The sequence below is a fragment of the Gelidibacter mesophilus DSM 14095 genome, assembly GCF_000423005.1.
Taxonomy (GTDB): domain Bacteria; phylum Bacteroidota; class Bacteroidia; order Flavobacteriales; family Flavobacteriaceae; genus Gelidibacter; species Gelidibacter mesophilus.
In genome coordinates this window covers 160457-181894 of the sequence record NZ_AUHD01000007.1, presented here as the reverse complement: position 1 = coordinate 181894, position 21438 = coordinate 160457, and the positions used below count along the sequence as shown (strand labels likewise).

The 21438-nt window shown below is 38.5% G+C and carries 10 protein-coding genes; 2 read left to right on the top strand and 8 right to left on the bottom strand.

The window, feature by feature from the left end; all coding sequences use genetic code 11:
* Positions 1 to 15: 15 nt before the first annotated feature.
* The 6 genes from acnA to G525_RS0109500 all read right to left on the bottom strand — a co-directional run bounded on the left by acnA (position 16) and on the right by G525_RS0109500 (position 12771).
* Positions 16 to 2796, bottom strand: a complete 2781-nt coding sequence (gene acnA, locus G525_RS0109535; protein ID WP_027125967.1) for an aconitate hydratase AcnA — start codon at positions 2794 to 2796, stop codon at positions 16 to 18.
* 501 nt (positions 2797 to 3297) lie between these two features.
* Positions 3298 to 4650 (bottom strand): Na+/H+ antiporter NhaA, encoded by a 1353-nt coding sequence (nhaA, locus tag G525_RS20660; RefSeq protein WP_051209876.1) that lies wholly within the window; start codon positions 4648 to 4650, stop codon positions 3298 to 3300.
* Positions 4651 to 5078: 428 nt separating this feature from the next.
* Positions 5079 to 6389: a DUF3472 domain-containing protein gene (locus G525_RS0109515; protein WP_035479439.1), complete on the bottom strand. Its 1311-nt coding sequence runs from the start codon at positions 6387 to 6389 to the stop codon at positions 5079 to 5081.
* Between the two features lie 243 nt (positions 6390 to 6632).
* Complete coding sequence (locus G525_RS0109510; RefSeq protein ID WP_027125965.1) at positions 6633 to 8342, bottom strand: RagB/SusD family nutrient uptake outer membrane protein; 1710 nt, start codon at positions 8340 to 8342, stop codon at positions 6633 to 6635.
* A gap of 11 nt (positions 8343 to 8353) precedes the next feature.
* On the bottom strand, positions 8354 to 11359 hold the full coding sequence (locus G525_RS20655) for a SusC/RagA family TonB-linked outer membrane protein (RefSeq protein WP_084647739.1): 3006 nt from the start codon (positions 11357 to 11359) through the stop codon (positions 8354 to 8356).
* Between the two features lie 53 nt (positions 11360 to 11412).
* A complete protein-coding gene (locus tag G525_RS0109500; protein ID WP_027125964.1) occupies positions 11413 to 12771 on the bottom strand; it encodes a Gfo/Idh/MocA family protein in 1359 nt (452 codons plus the stop codon).
* 289 nt (positions 12772 to 13060) lie between these two features.
* Between G525_RS0109500 and G525_RS0109495 the strand changes: the two genes are divergently transcribed.
* Positions 13061 to 17143, top strand: a complete 4083-nt coding sequence (locus tag G525_RS0109495; RefSeq protein WP_027125963.1) for a hybrid sensor histidine kinase/response regulator transcription factor — start codon at positions 13061 to 13063, stop codon at positions 17141 to 17143.
* Between the two features lie 45 nt (positions 17144 to 17188).
* Here the strand turns inward: G525_RS0109495 and G525_RS0109490 are convergent, their stop codons facing one another.
* Positions 17189 to 17617: a GNAT family N-acetyltransferase gene (locus G525_RS0109490; RefSeq protein WP_027125962.1), complete on the bottom strand. Its 429-nt coding sequence runs from the start codon at positions 17615 to 17617 to the stop codon at positions 17189 to 17191.
* Positions 17618 to 17776: 159 nt separating this feature from the next.
* On the opposite strand from G525_RS0109490, the gene G525_RS0109485 reads away from it, so the two are divergent.
* A complete protein-coding gene (locus G525_RS0109485) occupies positions 17777 to 18565 on the top strand; it encodes an Fpg/Nei family DNA glycosylase (protein WP_027125961.1) in 789 nt (262 codons plus the stop codon).
* 203 nt (positions 18566 to 18768) lie between these two features.
* Here G525_RS0109485 and G525_RS0109480 read toward each other — a convergent pair whose 3' ends face one another.
* Positions 18769 to 21390, bottom strand: a complete 2622-nt coding sequence (locus tag G525_RS0109480; RefSeq protein WP_035479385.1) for a sodium:solute symporter family protein — start codon at positions 21388 to 21390, stop codon at positions 18769 to 18771.
* Between the last annotated feature and the right edge of the window lie 48 nt (positions 21391 to 21438).

Below are 21438 nucleotides of genomic sequence, written 5' to 3'. Positions count from 1 at the left end.
AACAATCGTTAATACCTATTTCTCATCCAAAAATTGTCTTAAAACATATTGAAGGATCCCTCCATTGCGATAATATTCAATATCTATCAAAGAATCCAATCGGGCAATAACCTTAAATTTAATAAGTTCACTTTTTTCATTTTCCGCAACCACATCCACAGATTTATGTGGTGTCAATCCTTCAGAAATCCCAGAAATAGTAAAGGTTTCGGTTCCCCTTAAGCCTAACTTTTCTGCGGTATCTCCAGCTTCATACTGCAGTGGTAAGACACCAAGGCCTACTAAATTACTTCTGTGGATGCGTTCATAACTTTCAGCGATAACTGCTTTAATACCCAATAAAAATGTTCCTTTTGCTGCCCAATCCCTAGAAGAACCACTTCCATATTCCTTTCCGGTAAGAACGACTAAAGGGGTATTATCTTTCTCATATTTAACCGCCGCATCATAAACGCTCATCTCTTGTCCTGAAGGCAAATGTGTGGTATATCCCCCTTCCTTCTCTGCTAGTTTATTTTTTATTCGAACGTTTGCAAAAGTTCCTCTCACCATCACTTCATCATTTCCACGTCGGCTTCCGTAAGAGTTAAACTCTTCTTTTTTGACACCTTTTTCTATGAGGTATTTTCCTGCTGCGGAATGCTCGTCAAAAGCACCCGCTGGAGAAATATGGTCAGTTGTAATACTATCTCCCAAGACTAAAAGTGCGCGTGCATTTTCAATGTTTTGAAGCGGTAGTGCTGTTGATGAAATGTCTTTAAAGAAGGGAATTTCCTTAATATAGGTAGATTCTTGATCCCATTCATATAACTTCCCTGTTGGAATCTCTAAATTTCTCCAAATCTCATTTCCATCAAATATCTCCGCATAGTTTTTTTGAAAATCCTTTGGTGTAAGTACTTCCTTCAGCACTGCATTAATCTCATCATCTGTTGGCCATATATCCTTCAAATAAACGGGCAATTGATTTTTATCGTAACTGATAGGTTCGGTAGTCAAATTAATATCCACTCGTCCGGCAATAGCAAAAGCAACAACCAGCATAGGCGACATCAAGTAGTTCATTTTGACCTGTGAATGGACACGCGCTTCAAAATTCCGATTTCCTGAAAGCACTGAACACACTACAAGGTCATTTTCAACTACTGATTTTGCAATGGCAGGAGGCAATGGCCCTGAGTTCCCGATACAAGAAGTACAACCATAGCCCACTAAATGAAATTGAAGCGCTTCAAGATCTTTTAGCAAATCGGCCTTTTTCAAATAATCCGTCACTACTTTTGATCCAGGTGCCAAGGAGGTTTTTACCCAAGGTTTAACATCAATACCGTGCTCTCTTGCTTTTTTGGCCACCAACCCCGCACCAATCATTACAAACGGATTAGAGGTATTGGTACATGAAGTAATTGCGGCAATAACAACTGACCCGTCTGATAATGAATATTTTTGTTCGCCTTTATCAATCCAAACCGTTTTAAGTCCGTTTTGTTCTTTAGTTTCAATTTTCGTTCCTTCAGCCATCTCCCTAGGTGGGCTAGTAGGTTGATTTCCACCTTCATTCTTCCATTTGATAACAGATTCCCGATCTTCATGCTCAATATATTCACGCTCAAAAGAAGAACTCAATAAATCAATGAATTTGGGCTTGAAATTCTTTAAAAGTATTTTATCCTGTGGCCGTTTAGGACCTGCAACAGTGGGTTCAATAGTAGACACATCCAACTCAACAACTTCTGTATAGGTGATACGATCTTCATTTTCACGCCATAGCATATTAGCTTTGCAATAGGTTTCAACCAAATTGATCTGTTCTTCTGATCGGTTACTTTCCCGCATGTATTTTAAGGTTTTATCATCAATTGGGAAATAAGTAATGGTACATCCAAATTCTGGAGACATGTTACCAATGGTAGCTCTATCCGGAACTGACAAATGGTCCAATCCTGGCCCAAAAACCTCAACAAATTTACCAACAACACCTTGCTTTCTTAGGATATTGGCAATGGTCAGTACCAAGTCTGTAGCGGTTGAGCCCAAAGGTAATTTACCGGTCAACTTTAATCCGATAACTTCTGGCATAATAAAATACAGCGGCTGCCCTAAAATAGCGGCTTCCGCTTCAATACCACCAATGCCCCATGCCACAACACCTATGCCATTGACCATGGGTGTATGGCTATCCGTGCCGACCAAAGTATCTGGAAAAAGTTCCCCATTACGGTCGATGACCCCTTTGGAAAAATATTCAAGGTTAATTTGATGGCAAATACCCATTCCTGGAGGAACCACACTAAAATTATCAAATGATTGTTGGGCCCATTTTAAAAATTGATAGCGTTCTTTATTCCGTTTGTACTCTTCTTCCATATTCCTTTGGTAAGAATAGTCCGTACCAAAAAAATCGACTTGAACAGAATGATCTATCACTAAATCGACGGGCACTAGTGGATTAATGCTATCTGGATCGCCTCCTTTACGCGCAACTTCAGCTCTAAGTGCTGCAATATCAACAACTGCAGGAACCCCTGTAAAATCTTGCATTAATACCCGAGCAGGCTTAAAGGGGATGTCCTTGTCTACCCCTTTTGGCTTCCAATTGAGAAGTGTTTCAATATTTTCTTTAGTAACCGAAAAGTCATCAAAATTTCGCAAGGCATTTTCCAATAAAATACGAATTGAAAATGGCAACTTATCGATCTCGTGACCTTGATTGGAGAGTTCTTGAAGGCTATAATAAGTGAAGTTTTTACCGTTAACTGCTATTTCTTTTTTAGTTTTAAAAAGATCATTTCCCATAGTACTATAATTTAAAATGTTAGTGATTTATGCTATTACAACAAGGATAATTGGACCATATGGCCATTTGTAAAAAGCGCCGAGGCCTCTTCATAAAACTAACCACATGCCTATTAAAAGAAGATTTACTTTTCCAAATCCATTTGTTAAAACATGGTCATCAAATCACCAATGTTTTATTTAAGCCCTTTAAAGTTACGGATTTGTTCTAATATAACTCCTTATATCTAAAAAAAGAAAACTATCATTGGTCATGACGAATAAAATTCTGAAGTTGACCTTGCCTCTCTCATAAAAGAACCTGACATTCAATAGGATTCTAGAAAACCACCCAACAATCAACTTAAAAACCCCAAGAGACAGAAGTGTCAATTAATTAGATCAAGGAAATCTAAATTCGAGATGAAGGAGTATAGAAATCCGACACATATTTAGATTGGTTAAAAAACAAAATCCAAGACCGCCCATCAACACTTATAGTATGCATCCGGTTTTGGGATACTATAATTCCTGTTCTGGCAATTGAGACAAATTAATTCTAATCTTATCTTCAGTAATTGCTTCTGGCTTACGGGTGGCATTGCGAAGCACTAAATATCCTAACACGCCACTTAACGCAGACGCCAATAGAATTCCAATTTTAGCTTCTTCTTGTAGCATTTGATCCGTAAATGAGAGATTTACTATGAACAATGACATCGTGAAACCGATCCCACAAAGGAGAGATATTCCGAAAAGCAGTCGCCAAATTTCTGGAGTCTTTTTCGCACTTTTATAGAAAAAGGTCAAGAAGATCCAGCTGGCAAACATAATTCCCACCGGTTTGCCAATCAAAAGCCCTAACATAGTGCCCCAGGTAATGGGCAGATGGAATGCTTCATTTAAAACCTTAGAATCAAATACAATTCCAGCATTTACAAAAGCAAAGGTAGGCATGATAAAAAAGTAGACAAACCCATGAAGTTTACGTTCCAATCGTTTTAAAGGAGATTCCATCTCACGTTGTATGTTTTCAAGAAAGTGATGGACTTGAGTCGTGGTCATGGCAAGTGTTTCATCTTTAGCTTGCTTAAATAGCAGATAGCCTTGTATAGAAACCTTTCTTATTCTTTCAAGCTCCCATTCGCGCCGCAGCGGTAGGGTCATCGCTAAGATAACCCCAGCAATTGTAGCGTGAATGCCAGATGCCAAAATGGCCCACCACATTACAAACCCAATAACGAGATAGGGCGTCAAACGGTTCACTCCCTTGCGATTAAAAATAAGAAGTATTACGGTGCATCCAGCTGCAATTCCCAACGCCAGCCAATGTATTTCTTCAGTATAAAAAAAAGCAATGACCAATACCGCAATAAGGTCGTCCACAACTGCTATGGTGGTTATAAAAACTTTTGCCCAAGACGGCATTCGAGAACCAAGCATGGCCAAAATACCAATCACAAATGCAATATCTGTAGCCATCGGTATAGCCCATCCCTTAATATATTCAGTGCCTTGATTGAACACAAAATATATGATAGCCGGAACAAGTGCCCCGCAAAATGCAGCAGCCACTGGGAAGATAGCAGATTTAAAAGAAGTTAGGCTCCCAAATTTAAGTTCGCTCTTAATTTCAAGTCCAACCAACAAAAAAAAGAGCGCCATTAAGCCGTCATTCACCCAATCGTGCAGCGTCTTAGAAATATATAGGTCTTTAAAGCCCATTCCAAAATTATACTGCATCACCGTATGATAAAAACCATTTAAGGAGCTGTTTGCAACTATTAAGGCTGAAGCAGTGGCAATAATCAATAAAATTCCTGGTGCGGACGCTTGTTTAAAAAAAGCGTTTATACGCTGGGTAACTTTGCTCATTCTTGGAGACTTTTGTATTTAAGGTACAATTTCGCATTTAAAATTATTTATATCAATAAAAACAAGAATTTTATTTGAAAAAAAATAATTGTTACACCAACCTCCATCAAAGCCCCAATTCCCCATGGAATTTTACAAATTATACATTGCACTTATTCAATCTATAATAAGCGAGCGTATCAAAAAGGGAAACCGAGGTTTACTCACGTTATTAAATTTGATCATAATAGCATCTTTAGCATGGTATGTAAAGTTGAGATGACTTAATGAGAATCAAAAAATATCAGGATATAGCTGCTGTTAACGGCGGCATTAGCTCAATCAGCAAAAACAATATGCCGCTATTTTGGTTTTTGGGTTTCACTAAAAAAGGCCCGAGAAAATAATTTTCTACGGGCCCTACCAACTAATCAAATAAACTTAAATTTCTATTTTTTTGGCTTTTCTAATTTAGAGAAATCAATATTTGGAGCTACGCCGTTTGCCGTTCTTGAAAATTCAGAATCAATTGGGGTGGTCTCACTAAAAAAGCCACCATTTTCCATAAAAAACTGGTTCCCTTCAACCCCACCAGCATAATCCATTCTCGATTTCTTTCTTGCTGTGGCATCGGCCGTAAATTTTGCTTTGGTCAACTCTATCCATTCTTTATCCGCCGTATATATCCATTGATTGTTGTAGTTAGCTTTTCGAGATATATTGCCGGTTGAAGGCACAAAATTTTCTAAAAAAGAATATAATCTTTTTAAGTGTCGACTGCCCTGCGGTCTTCTAAAACTCGCAATCAAATTCCAAGTATTAGTTTCTGGCGTGAAGAAATATGCGGTATAATCTGTTGAATTATTTTCTGCTGGCACTCCTTTCAATAAAAACCGATAGGATGTGCCCGCCTTCCAATTGTACACTTTATAGCTTTGGCCTCCAGAACCCTCGTTGCCAAACTCTCCTGTGGTTACATTATCCCCTTTGCCCAGTAAAAGTATTTTATGATCGTCGGGAATCTCTTTAGGATCTTGGGTGTCAAAAGGACTCCAAACGGAGAACAAAATGCGTCGTTCAGTTTCTGAATTGACCTGAATTCCAAAATACCCATCCATGAAACCGTTGGCCATATAATAGGATCCAATGACATCTTCGCCTTCAGGAACATTAATTTCATTGTAAAACCAAACCACATCCTTGTCCTCTGGTAATTCATAAGACAAATGGACCGATGGTCCGCGACGCCCAAAATAGAAATCGTCTTTAATAAAATAAACGTTGCCTTCGGTGGCTGGTCCGCCAATTAAAACTTCATTAATATCCGCAACAACAGGACCGGATTTTGCTTCGCCAACTATCTCAATAACATGATACCCCGCTTGAACATCAAAAACACCAAGATTAACAGGTTGGTTTTGCGAAGAATTTACCTTTACATTTTTGGTTTGATTTTCTAGGGACACTTTAATTCGTGATGTACCTTCTGGTACATTCAAATTCAACCCTAGGTGTAGTTTTCCTGCAGTGTCTGTTTTGAAATAGGTACGAACTACAGTTTTTAAATCCGACCAATTTTTAATTCCAGAATCACTGATCATATCGGTATTAGCGGTAGCACTGTTCACCACCCAGCTGTTTGGTCCGACGGGAATTTGGATGGATAAATCTAGTTCTTCTTGTTTTTCAGTCGATTTAGTAGTGTTACAATTTGTCAAAAAAACGGACAGCAGCAACACGAAAAGATTAAGGAATCTCATTTTTAGCATATTTTTAGTCTTGATTTCCGATATTTATTTAGATGCGATATATCATAGTTTTTGAAAAATTTAGATTAATCAGTTAGGTCTACTTAAAACAATGACAAATAAGAAGGGAGAAGCTTAATGTTTAAGTCAAGGTTCTCCCTATATTAATTTTTATCGCAACTTAGGTAAAAATAACTTCGGTAGATTTCTACACTGATTGCCGGATATTTTAAATTACCAGGCTGCACCAAACAATTATTGCGTTGGATTTTGAGTCAATGTGCCTGGGTAGGAGTTAATCGCATCTTGCGGAATATAATACACCACTCGGAAATCAGTTGCTGAGATATCATCAAACTGTTTATGAGGTCCTGGGTAGTGGCGCTCCAACTCTTTCCCATTACGAAACACATCATAGCTTCGTTCAGCTTGATAGGCCAGCTCCAACTGACGCTCTTTGTCTATTCTTTCACTCGCATTGGAAGCGTCCAGAGTCGAGTACCCTGCGTCTACAATAGAGCGCTCTCTAATGGTATTGAGATCAATAAGTGCCGCGCTATAGTTTCCTAATTTAGCATAAGCTTCTGCACGGTTGAGATAGACCTCACCCAAACGGCTGATGACTGGAGAATGCAAATGAGATTCCTCACCTTCCAATGAGGATTTTGTAATGTAGAACTGTGGGTAAACTCGATTGAGCGTAATATAGTCATCAATTACTCCAGAATATGTTTTGCCGTCCTTATACAATATGGAATAAGTTTCCTGAGCAGCATCAATAGCAGTGAGCGTATAAGTAATATCTCCTTCTTTAGCTGTGATAGTACTACCGCTTCGGGTGATTGTAGCCTGCACATAGTTTAAATTATCAGGACCATCTTCTTTCACAAAACGAAATACTTCAGAATATGCACCATCAGCATCCTGTGAGTAGGTAGGTTCTATAAAAGCTGCACGCGCATCTACCAGATTATAGCTATCTTCACGCCAGTCATTACGGCCTGTTTCGTTAAGCAAATCGATGTACTTGGCACTGGCATACATTTCACCCCAGCCCATGCCACCTAAATTGGCATACATTCCACCAACACCATAATAGTGGTCAAAACCTGAATACTCTGATGCCACACGTTTGATGGCAAAGATGGTCTCCACATTGTTTTCAGGAATAAAAGTATTGTACTTCATAAATTGCGCTCTTGGCAATAAGGCATATTTTCCGGAGTTAATTACTTTGTCAGAGTACTCTACAGAAAGCTGTGCATACTCAGCATTAGGCGCAGTATAAGTGCCACTCATATAAAGATAAACACGAGACAACATGGCCTGAGCAGCTTCTTTAGAAGCAAAAATTGAAGTTTTATCCAGAGTCAACAATTCTTCGGCTTTCTTCAAATCACTGATTGCTTGCTCATAACTATCTTTAACCGTTGCACGATCATCAAGATTCATATTAAGCACATCATCTGGAGTGCCATTTACGATAGGCACGCCCAAATTTGTTTCTGGACTTTGATAATAGGGACGACCGAATGCACGCGTCAAGTAGAAATACATCATCCCACGTACGTAGTAAGTCTCTCCAATCTTATTGTCTATTTCAGCACTTTGGCCTTCATCAATCATATCAATGATATTTGAGGCTTGTGCAATTGCCTTATATCCGGAATCCCACATTTGGGTTAAACGATAGTTATTTGGTGTACGCGCATATGAGATGAATTCGTAAAAAGCATCTGTAGATGATCCGCGAATCATCATATTGTCTCCTGCGTACTCCCCCATTCGATGCATAGGGTCTGACCAAGATTTTAACTGAGCGTACATTCCATTAAGCAATGCATCTAGAGAAGCATCTGGATTACCGACAATAGTCTCTGAGTCCATGCTTCCTTTAGGCAAACGGTCTATATCACACGCTGTGAATGTTGCCGCGACCAATATGGCTATAAATATTTTTTTCATGGTGTTTCCTTTTAAAATTGTAAGTTAAGTCCGAACATAAACTTAGTTGTTGCCGGATATACCGCAGGTCCTGTTGAGCCCATAACGGATCCATCAATTGCCGGGATTTCTGGATCTACTCCTGAGTATTTAGTAATAGTGAACAGATTCTCTCCTGATAAGGAGACACGTAAGTTGTCAATCTTATATTGACTCAAGTCAATATTATAACCCAAGGACAATGAACGCAACTTTAAGAAATCGTTGTTTTCCAAATAACGCGTAGATGTGGCATTACCTTTATCTTGGTTATTATATCTTGCAATTGGGTGCGTGGCAATATCACCTGGTTTTTCCCAACGGTTCCATTCTGGTCTCAGACGCATTTGGTTACGATCAGTATAAGTTCCATCAGAATCATATTCTTGTCTTGAATAATTATAAATTTTACCACCTAAGGCATAACCAAATACTGCATTAAAATCAAACTTCTTATAAATCAAAGCAGTAGAAAACCCTCCAAAAAGATCTGGAGATACTTTTCCTGTTTTTTCAAAAGTCGCTTGTGAGTAATTAGATGTGGTTTCACGAGACAATTCATTTCCGTCGGCATCTCTATCTACAATATACCATAATGGCAGTCCGTTTTCAGGATTAACACCAGCCCATTCTTTCAAATAATACGTATCCACCGGACGACCTGGCTCTAACATACGTTGCGCAGATCCGGCAATGCCTAATCCGTCACCAACTATGATTGGTCTGACCACATAATCGCCATTAGAATTTTTTGTTTTGTACAACTTGGTTAGCTTATTATTGTTATGACCTAAATTCAAATCAACACTCCAAGTCAAATCTTGATTGCGAATGATATCTCCTCCAATGGAAAGCTCAATCCCCTTGTTCTCCATTTCACCTATATTTTGCCATATACTTGTCACACCTGTTAATCCTGTAATAGGAACTCTATAAAGAATATTTTCTGTATTCTTTTCGTAATAATCAAAAGATAGTCTCAAGCGATTATCAAAAAATGCAGCATCTAAACCTGCACCACCGGTATAGGTCTTTTCCCAAGTTAAGTTTTTATTTCCAATTTGGCTTATCAATGCGCCTGGATTCTGATTATAGCTGGCACCACCAGATACGGCATATAAGTCATACTGAGGATATAATGCACTTGGACGATTTCCAACAGAGCCGTAAGAAGCACGGATTTTCAGAGAATTTATCCAATCAGCATCAAACCATTCCTCGTTGTGGATATTCCAACCCCCACTAATAGAATAGAAATTACCATACTTTGCATTATCACCAAAGTTGGAAGCACCATCTCTACGAAAAGAAACCTGCCCCAAGTACCTATTATCATACGCATAATTAGCATTAAAAAGAACGGATTGTACTGCCCATTCACTGATACCGCCTTTAGTACGCTCTGGTACTGCAACTACATCTAAAATTTCAAAACCTGGAATAAATCCAGTACCAGCCGCATCCAAAGTCTGGCTTGTGTAATCATTAAATTCATAAGCTAACAAACCATTTACGTCGTGATTGCCCCAACTTTTGTCAAATCTTAAAATTTGATTGGTGTATAAACGGGTGTAATCTGATCTGTACTCTTCAATACGTCCGCCTACACTTTCACCTCCACTGGATCGTGGGTCTGTGTAACCACTTGATTTGTAATTGTTATAACGGATGTTGTTAACAGACGAGAATGTCAACCAATCGGTCAGTCTGACATCAAAGTCCATATTTCCCATAAATTCATAGTTCTTGCTACCCCCATGATTCCACTGAAGATCGTACAGGTAGTTGGTACTGGCACTATTTACCCAACTGCTAGAACGGTGTCCAACCAAACTTCCATCTTCATTGTAAGGACTGTCCCATGGTAGATTAGAATACATGGCTGTTGTTGAATACTGACGATCATCCACATCACGTAATGAACCTGTTATCGCAGGTTTTATAGTCAACCAATCCACGGGCTTATATTCCGTTTTGAAACGGAGATTGTAACGCTTATAGTCATAGCCTTTTACAGCACCTTCTTCATCATACATCCCAAGCGACATAAATGAACGAAGGGTTTCAGTACCTCCTTGGATAGAAACATTGTAAGTACGGGTCAAACCTGTCTTCGTTGCCACATCCCACCAATCGAAATTGCTATTGCGCAAATCTGAATTCCAGCGTGGAAAGGAAATTTGATCAGCATTCGCAAACGACGCATAATAATCGTACAATTCAGCACCGTTCATCATTTCTGTGTTTCCGTTATTGAGCAGATTGATACCAACCTTGGTAGAAAAGCTAACACTTGTTTTCCCTATTTTAGCTCGCTTTGTTGTTACTACAATAACGCCATTGGCACCTTGTGAGCCATAAATAGCAGTTGAAGCAGCATCTTTTAAAACGGTCATGGAATCTATGTCATCAGGATTTAATTCTCCTGAACTTGATCCAACTATAACCCCGTCAATAACCCAAAGTGGAGATGTTGTCCCACTTAAAGTAGCTTGACCACGGATGACTACAGCACCTCTTGAACCAGGTTGCCCTGATCCTGATGCTACATATACCCCAGGTGCTTTTCCGTTAAGCATATTTTCTACGGAAGGCGTGGTAACGTTCCTAAGATCATCTCCTTTAACAGTGTTCAATGCGCCTGTTACACTCTCTCTTTTTTGAGTACTGTATCCTACAACAATAACTTCGTCCAAACTAGCAACATCATCTTGCAGAATAATTTTTATTTCAGAGCGACCGCTAACTGGAACCTCTTGTGTAACGAATCCCATAAAGGACACAACTAGTGTGGCGTCACTATTAACGTTTATAGTAAAATTACCATCAAAATCAGATGCAGCACCATTAGAGGTGCCTTTTTCAATAATAGTTGCTCCCGGAACAAACATTCCGGTGCTAGCTTCTGTTATTGTTCCTTTAACCTCAATTTTAGATTGCTGTGCATATGCAGAACCGAAAAGTAAGGTTGAGAATAAAACAAATAATAGTTTCTTCATAAGTATGATTTTAAGTTGTTTTCATTTTAAAAAAAAAATTTTATTGTACTTTATTAATAAGTATCCTTAATCCAATTGTATGGTTTACGTTTTACCCACATGCCTCTTGTAAAGTCAGGGATATCTTGAGGTTCACCATTGTTCTCTATAGAAACTTCTGAAAGCGGGGTAATTGAACTCCATGCCGCAGCATCATAAGCATCCATTGGTGGCGCTATCTTTTCTTTAGCCGACTCAACAAATGAATTCATGACAAAAAAGTCCATTCCCCCATGGCCAGCGTCCATAGCCATTTCTCCATACTTTTTCCATAAAGGATGATCATATTTTTTCAACCATTCGTCAGCCTCATCCCAACGGTGTGGCTTTGATTTGCCCTCTACATAAATTCTACTACCATCAGCTTCCCATAAACCATTGGCGCCTTGCACCCTGAATCCTAAAGAATACGGTCTTGGTAGATTAACGTCGTGGGTAATGATGATGGTTTCGCCATTCGTAGTTTCAACGGTTGTCGTGATAACATCACCCTGTTTAAATTTCAACTTGGCGTTTGGATGATCTTTCCCTCCATTATCAACTATATAATTATGTAATCCGACACCTTTTGAAGCATGGGACGTCAATGAGCTCAATCTATTTCCTCTATTAATATCACACATTACAGCCATAGGCCCCAATCCATGGGTCGGATAGACATCTGCATTTCTTAAAAGTGAATGTTGAGTTCGCCATGCAGATTCAGAAATACCTTTATCACCAAATTCAACGCCTTTACCATAAGCCGATTTACCGTCATTAAATTTTACGCCTCGCAAATCATGTTGATAGCCACATCTAAAGTGCACCAATTCACCAAATACATTTTGTTTGACCATATTTAATACCGCCATAACATCGCGACGGTAATTCACATTTTCAAGAATCATAAGGTGTGATCCTGTTGATTCGTGTGTATTAACCAAATCCCAACATTCTTCCAAAGTGTTGGCCGCTGAAACTTCTAAGCCGGTATATTTTCCAGCCTTCATACTATCTACCGCCATTCTGGTGTGCCATAACCAAGGCGTAGAAATAACAACCGCATCAACCTCTTTCAAATTCAATAGATTCAAATAATCTTGGTCATCTTTGCTAAAAACCTGTGGTTTGGCAAAACCTGCATCCTTGATCATTTTCAATGCAATTTCAATTCTAGCAGGATCGACATCACAAATTGCAGTGATTTCCGTATCCTTTCTTAACAATGCATTATTTAAATGGTTACACCCTCTAAGGCCCACGCCAATAAAAGCCATTTTTAATTTTTGATCAGCGGAGCCTAACATAGCACCAAAGGACAAATTAGGGAGCATCATAATGCCCGCACCAGCCAACGCTGTTTTTTTTACAAAGTCTCTTCTTGAACTCATATTTTGAAATCGTTAATTTTTCGTTAAATAATCTTAACACCAAATGTGAAGTATTACTAATATAATTCGGGGGAAATTTTAGGCGTTTGGGGGGACAACAATTGAAATGATGAAATAATCCCCCTATTTGACGAATATTTTCCTCCAAATTAACCGATACATATCACCGGAAGTCTCTTTGCTTTTATATTATTAATATATTTACAACAAAAGGCAACTCCCGTACATGAGTTGCTGAACCATATGTATCACGTCAGATAATAGCCCTCAATAATTCAAGAATTTGTTCATGTTCAATTTAAAACATTACCTTTTTACGTCCTGTTTTCTTATATTTTCATTTATTCCTGTACGAAGTCAAGATCATGTCAACTTTACCCATTTAACACCTTCTTCTGACAATAGAGCGATTGCAGTAAATAAAACAATCCAGGATGCTTCTGGAAATATATGGATGGTACAAAGTGGCGATATTTACGTCTATGATGGCTATAATTACCGACTCATCACCAACAGTACTATTTTCCCAAATTCGCGAGATTACGAAACCATAAAGGATATTCTGATTGATGATTTCAAGAAAATATGGTTGGTTTCAGCCAAAGGATCATTAACCCAATATGACCCTGATAAAGGCTTTAACGATTTAACGCCACTCATAAAGAAGGAAAAAGTCAGTGCAATCACTTCAAAAAACAAAGAAGTTTGGCTAGCCACAACTAAAGGCAGCATCTATACGTATGTCAACTATAAAATGGACAGTATCACCACTTTCCCGGGACTAGGCAGCACTTTAAAAAACGTCGTGGATATAGCTGTTGGAGAGTCAAGAGACATTTTCTTAAGCACAGGAGATGGTAATGTCATGATGTACGTAATACCATCCCAAAAGCAAGAATATCTAGAGGCACCTTTTAACAATTATCCGGAAAGCTTAAGGTTATTGACGGACAGTTACAATAGATTGTGGATTGGTACAGAAACAAGCGGGCTTTTTCTATATGATATCGCTCGCAAACAGTTTATTCAAGATTCATTTTTTAAAGGAGATACGCAAACTATTAAAAATGAATTATTTCTGAATCTCTATGCTGATTCCAACGGCTTTTTATGGGCCGGAACAGACGGCGGTGGCCTGTATAAAGTGAATTTAGCAACTGGCGAAGTCTTTTTATTCACCAAACAAGTTAATAATGAATCATCCTTAAGCAGTAACACCATTTTACATATCAATGAGGATAATCATCAAAACATTTGGATCACACCTAATTACGGCAACCTAAATATCTTACCCAACGCAGATAATAATATCAATTATCATGAAGGATCTGAAAATCGGGTGCCCAGCAGAATTTTGAGTATTTACAAAGGCACTGACGATGTGCTATGGGCAGGCACCGATGGTTCGGGACTTACTAAAATAACTTTCAATACCGATGGCGGCTCAAGCGAAAAACAGTTTTTCAATGATTTCAATACCAACAAAGGGTTTTATGTACAAAGTATAACTGAAGATAACAGAGGTAATATTTGGATTGGCACCTATAAAAATGGTTTATGGTATTATGATTCCAAAAAAAATCAATTTCGTGAAATCTCAGTTTTAAACAGTAAAAATCAAAAAGCTACTGACGTTCGGACCGTTTATAAAGACAATAAAGGTCGTATATGGGTAGGTTCCAATACCTGTCTGAACATTTATTCTGACAGCTTAGAACTTCTAGCGTCTTTCGAAAACAATCTAAATAGCTTGAAAGGCACTATCGTTGAAAGCATTATGGAGCTGAAAAACGGCACCTTATGGTTTGGAATCTTTGAAGGAGGGCTTTTTCAATTTAATGAAAATCAAAATGAGCTTGCGGCCTCTACTTTTTTAGATTTTTCTATAATCAACGCCAATTTGGACAGACTAAAGAGTGTAAAATCAATTGCAGAAGGCTCCTATAACACTTTATGGCTCATCAATGATGCTGGTAAATTAATGAAATACGATATAAAAAAGAACGCTTACTCTGATTTTGAAGACTTAAAGACACTATCCAACAGGTCGTTAACTGCGGTTATTAACGAAGACAATGATAACTTATGGATCAGTTCAAATAACGGCATTGTCAATTTCAATACGCGAGATTCCATTATAAAAACCTATTACATTACTGACGGACTCCAAGATAATATGTTTTTAGCTAGAAGCGCCTTTAAGGACAAAATGGGGATCATGTATTTTGGGGGATCTAAAGGGCTAAATTATTTCTATCCCAAAGATTTACACAAAAAAAAATCACAGCCCAACCTACAAATAAATAGCATAGAAGTTCTTAACCAACCTGCCGAAGTCTTATTACCGCAACAAGTTAGCAGTGGCGTTGCCAACGTAAAATCATTGCAACTAGAATACAATCAATCTTCATTTTCATTTCGTTTTGCTGCTTTAGACAATATATTATATCCTAAACACTTTTATGCGTATCGCTTAAAAGGTTTTGACAACGATTGGATCTATAGTCATTTGGAACGTTCTGCAACGTATACCAATATCCCTGCAGGCAATTACACCTTTGAGGTTAAGGCAGGCACAAGGGACGACATTTGGGATATTCCTGCCAAAAGTATAAACATCTCTATTGAGCAACCTTTTTGGAACAAACCTTTTGCTTGGGCCATATATGTGTGCTTTTTAATTTTGGGAATTTATGGAATTAGACGTTGGTATGCCTTAAAAAAGAAGCTGTTCGTTGAGAAAGTCAGTCATCAAAATCAGAATGAGCTCCATGAACTAAAAATGAACTTTTTTGCTAAAATGTCCCACGAAATACAAACGCCACTAACCTTAATCCTAGGCCCCATCCAAGACATGATTCTCAACGCCGAAAAAAATGGAAATTTGCTTTTAAAACAGCGTTTAAATATCATTGCTTATAACACCAAGCGTCTTTCTAAAATAGCGTATGAACTGACCTTGGTAAGAAATAAAGAACTCGATAAATCAAGATTGAACGTTATCAAAACAAACTTGTTTAAAAACATTGACGATATTTCACAATCATTTAAGGAATTAGCAAGGAAGAAAAACATAGACTTTACCATTAATTGCCCTAAAAACTTAACGGAAGCATGGTACGACAAAGAAAAAATTGAACATATTATTTACAACCTCCTTTCCAATGCTTTTAAATTCACACCAAAGGAGGGCAACATTCAACTGACTGTAACCCCAATAAATTCAAAGAGAATGGTAAAGGTCTCAGTGACTGATTCTGGCCCAGGGGTTTCAAAGGAAGAACTAAACACCATTTTTGAGCTTTTTTATCAGTCGAACATCGGAAAGAAAAATAAAGGAACCGGTATTGGTTTAGCGCTTACAAAAGAATTAATTGACTTGCATAAGGGGAAAATTGAAGTCGAATCATCAGCAATAAGCGGCACCACATTTACCATAACGTTTCCAATACACGAGGATGCCTATTCAGATCTAGAGAGGATTACAGCCGATTATGACGATGAATCCACACCACTTCTAACGAAAGAGAAAGCAGAACCTACAAAAAACCAAGATCTCAATGTATTGAAGAAAACCATACTCATTGTGGAAGATACTTTAGATTTACAACTCTTTCTAAAAGAACTCTTACAGGATCAATACAATGTCATTCTAGCAGAGAATGGGAAAGAAGGCTATCATTATGCAAAAAGCAACATTCCAGACCTTATTTTAAGTGACATTATGATGCCCGAACTCGATGGCATAGAAATGTGCAAAAAATTACAAGAAGAGCAGCTTACCCAACATATTCCTATTATTTTATTGACCGCAAAAAATTCAACGCAGTCTAAAATAGAGGGATTAAAATCTGGCGCCATAGAATATATCAACAAGCCTTTTAATACGAATGAATTGTTGCTGAAAATTCAAAATATCCTCCTGGCTACAGAGCATATCATCACCAAATACCGTAAGGAAGCTATTTCTAGACCGGCTGTTCCGTTACAAAAATCACAAGATGAGTTATTTCTAGAAAATCTAGTGGCTACTATTAATTTAAGAATGGAAGATTCCAGTTTTAAAATGGAAGATCTGGCAGCCCCGTTAAATATGAGCTATTCAACAATATATAGGAAATGTCAGGCCTTAACCGGACATAGCTTAGTAGATTTTGTAAGAATATTACGCCTAAAGAAAGCAGCAATTTTAATTACTAAAAACGGATTCACAGTTTCAGAAGCAGCTTTTATGACCGGTTTTAACGATCCTAAATATTTTTCAAAATGTTTTAAAAAACAGTTCAAAAAAAATCCTATGAACTTTAAAAATGAAGCACAAAAACTCGGAATTGATGAATATTTAAACAAACATGAAGTGACGTTGTTTTAGTAAAAAACATCTTGAGTATCATTGAAATGCTTAATACTTGAACTCTTAATCAATCATTAACCTATAGACATTAGTTTCTCGTTTCACAAAGCCCAGCTTTTGGTACAGCGTATTAGCTGCAACCCTTTCAGGACTGGAGGTCAAATTAATACTTTTCATACGTTTATTCTTGGCATACGTCATAGAAAAATCCATCAGTTTTATACCAACACCTTTACCCCTGACCGAAGTATCCACCACCACATCCTCTATCCAAATTTTGTCGCCTGTAGGTATTTTGTTCACCACCAAGGTCAATGTGCCCACAATTTCATTGGCATCTTCTGCTATAAAGAGTAAAGTGTTGCCAGAGCCTACAATCGCCTCTAAGTCTTCCTTAGTAGGTAAAACAACATCAGGGGCAAGTAGAGGTATTAATTTCTCAAATGCAGTAACGACTTTGTCTGTAACGGTAGTAAGTTTGTAAATCTTCATAGTACCAAATTTAAGAATTTATTTGACACCAATTCCGTGATCATAATTGAATTCGTACTTTATTATACATCAATGAGTTACATAAAACTAAAGTCGTATTTCGCATCTTTTACTTATTTTTGGACAGATTTTAGTTAATTTAGACAGAAACGAATACCTATGCCAGAACTACCAGAAGTAGAGGGTTATAAAATCTACATAGACAGCACCTGCTTAAATAAAGAAATCACCGCATTTGAATGTCGAGATGCCCGATTGCTGAAAACCGCATCAGCAGATTTTGAAAAGTATCTTGTTAACGAAAAACTGACCGGCACCAAACGGATTGGAAAGTATTTGTTCGTCAAAACTTCGGGCAAAAAAATACTGGTTATCCATTTTGGCATGACCGGTCGTCCCAACTATTATAAGGAAAAAGAAGATCGTCCAAAATATGGCCATATCGTTCTAACCTTTGAAAACGGATTTCACTTTGCCTTTGAAAACAAACGTAAGTTTGGTTGGTGGGATTTGACAGACGCTATTGCAGATTACAAAGCAGCTCGCAAACTCAGTGATGATGCCAGAGACTTAAGTTTAGAGGATTTTAAGACCGCATTGGGCAAACGGAAAACCGCTATCAAAGCTGTTCTTATGGACCAAAGTGTGGCAGCTGGAATTGGTAATTGGATGGCCGATGACATTTTATATCAGTCGAAAATACATCCTGAAAGCAAAGTGCAAGACCTCTCAGAAAAAAACATTGACACCATCTTTAAGGCCATGAAAAATGTGATTGAAGTGGCTATTAAAAACGAGGCCCACTATCCTGATTTTCCTGAATATTTCTTAATCCACAATCGCAAAGAAGGTGCAAAATGTGTTCACACAGGCGCAGAAATAAAGAAAATTAAAGTGGGCGGACGTTCCACATATTTTTCTCCTGAATGGCAAGAATTAGTAAAATAGCACGAATTGGACTCATAAACACCACTGTGGTTGTGCCTTATTTGGGCGTGCCCCAAAAGGGTCGGGCTATCCGTTCCAAGTCCTCGCTTCCCCATTAAAAATCGGGTCGCTCCGGGCTTTCCACTGCTATCCCTCACGCAAAACGTTCAGAACTTTTTAAATCGGCATGACACTACATAAAAGCTTGACGAAGTTTTAAATCATTATTCAATTTGCTCCTGATTTTCTTTATTAGGAAACATCAAGCTGAACATATACCCAAAACCAAAGCAGGATGCTACCCCAAAAAAGGAATACATCAAAAAGTTGATTTCTGTAAAAACGCTGATGTACCATATTAAAAGCGCACTGACCACCAAGCCCATTAAAGTACCTTTGGCATTTGCTTTTTTGGTGAGCATTCCCAAAAGAAACATACCTCCAAGACCTCCCGTAAAAAGCCCTAAAAACCGGTAAAACTGATCCCAAAGCGATTTAATTTCAGAACTTGCCATCCACAGTGCCAAAAGAACACCAAGAACACCCGTTACCATAGTGGCGGCACGCGCAATACGCAAGAGCTTGGTATCATTAACTTTAGGTCTAAAATGTAGATGGAAATCGTTGCAATACGCAGTGGACACCGAATTTAGACTACTACTGATACTCGACATGGCGGCAGAGAAAATTCCCGCTACCAACAAGCCGGAAACACCCATTGGCAACTCTCTTACAATATACCACGGAAAGATGGAATCGTTATTGGAAATGGCTGGCGACAGTTTGCTAGGCATTTCAGAATAAAATATAAACAAGAGCGTCCCTATTCCAAAAAATATTATAGTTGCTGGTAAGGTCAGGACGGCATTGGTATATAAGGTTTTCTGGGAATCCTTAACGCTGGAACTGGTCAAATACCGCTGCACAATAGTTTGATCCGTACCTTGGGTGACCATCGCTGAGGCGAGTCCTCCGATAAACACCACCCAGAATGTGGATTCCGTAAAGTTGAAGTCCATATTGGCAATGTTAAATTTATCCCGTTCCGAAGCATAGGTAATCATATCCCCAAAAGAGGTTTCAGTATGCAACATGATCCATACTACCGCCAAGACACTACCACCAAGCAGTACAATTACTTGCATAACATCGGTCCAAATCACCGCCTCAATCCCCCCAAAAGTCGTATAAAATATGCACAGCACACCCATAATTAAAATACTCGTTTCCACAGGAATTCCGGTGACGATGGAAATGGCCAAAGACGGCAATAACAACACGATCCCAATCCGTCCTAACTGAAATAAAATAAATGAGAGACTCCCAAAAGCACGCGCGGTATAATTAAAACGGTCCTCTAGATATTCATAGGCCGTTTTTATTTTTAGTTTATTAAAAAATGGAATAAACACAAAAGCGATTAAGGGCGTGATGAGTATCGCTGTAATATTCAGGAAAAAGAAAGACCAATCCGTTATAAAAGCTTTGGCAGGAATCGCCATAAAAGTGATGGCGCTCAACAAGGTACCAAAAACGCTCAATCCGGCCGCCCACCACGGAATGCGTCCTCCACCAACAAAGTAATCTTCAGTCGATTTTTGTTTCCGTGCAAAATAAAGACCGATCAAAACGGAGATTAACAGGTATATCGCAAGAATACTATAATTCAAAATTCCGAAAGGATGTGCGGCATCGGCAATTTTGAAATTTTGGACCCCTGAGGTTCGAATCCCTGGCGAAACCTCTCCGGAAACAATTATAAAATCGTCGTTATTTTTAAACGAAAGAGCCGTAACTGGTATTTGGGAAGGCAAACTGGCATAAACAAACCACTTTTTTGTAATAGTATTGTAGGCCAAAATATCCTTCGAAAAACCTGGATGGGTATTTAGAATAGCGTCTCGCCTAGCTATTAATCCATTGGTAATAGAATCGCTTTCCGTACTCCCAATTTCCAAACCAATGGTCTCCAATTCATCAAAAAGCAACGCATCACTACCGCCATACACCATAATATGCATAGACCCCATGACTTCGGCCGAGGCACCCATCAAAACCCTAGGCGCATCTTTTATGAGCAAGTCACCTTCATTGGCCCAGGTTCGGTTTTTAAAATCATAAGATAAATAGGTGGTTACGGCTTCTGACTTCTGACCGGCGATCTCATTTCTACCACCAATCACGAAAAGTTTTTTAGTGGTTTGGGTTTCTTGAATTGCAGTAGCATGAAGTGCTCTTGGAAGTCCAGGAAAATCAGTTAGTTTTTCCCATTTCTGCTTATCTTTTAAAGTTAATCTATAAAATGAATTCGTGCTCCCTTCAGAATTGTTACCTCCAATTAGGTATACAGCATCCTCAAAAAGAACTGCCGATGAAAACGACAAAGGCTCTGGAAGTTTTGGATATTCATTAACTTCCACCTCTTTAGTGGCGCTATTATAAGTCATTAGAAATACTTGGTCACTGATCAGGCTTTCATTATTGCCACCCATGCATAAAATACCTTGGGCTGTAGAAACCGAAGCCGAATAGGCCAATGGGATTGGCAATTGTGTTGCAGATAACCGCCATTGCCCATTCTCAAAAATAAAAATGGCATCGGTCCATGCCTTTTTTCCACCTTCCCAAGGCCGTCCCTCAGGAAAATTGGCACCACCGGCCGCTATATAAACACCATTATGGGTACCGCCAAGCATCCCTGCATAGCCAATGGATTCACTAGTGCCATTTTCCGAAGGTAAACTTGGAAGATCTGCAAGTTCCAATTTTGAAATTTCTTGTCCAAAGAAAGGTATCCAGGCAAGAGTGATGACTAATAAAAGGACCGTTTTCTGAATTTTCTTCATTTTAGGAAAGATTACTTATAAATATTACTGCTTTATTCGGATACCATT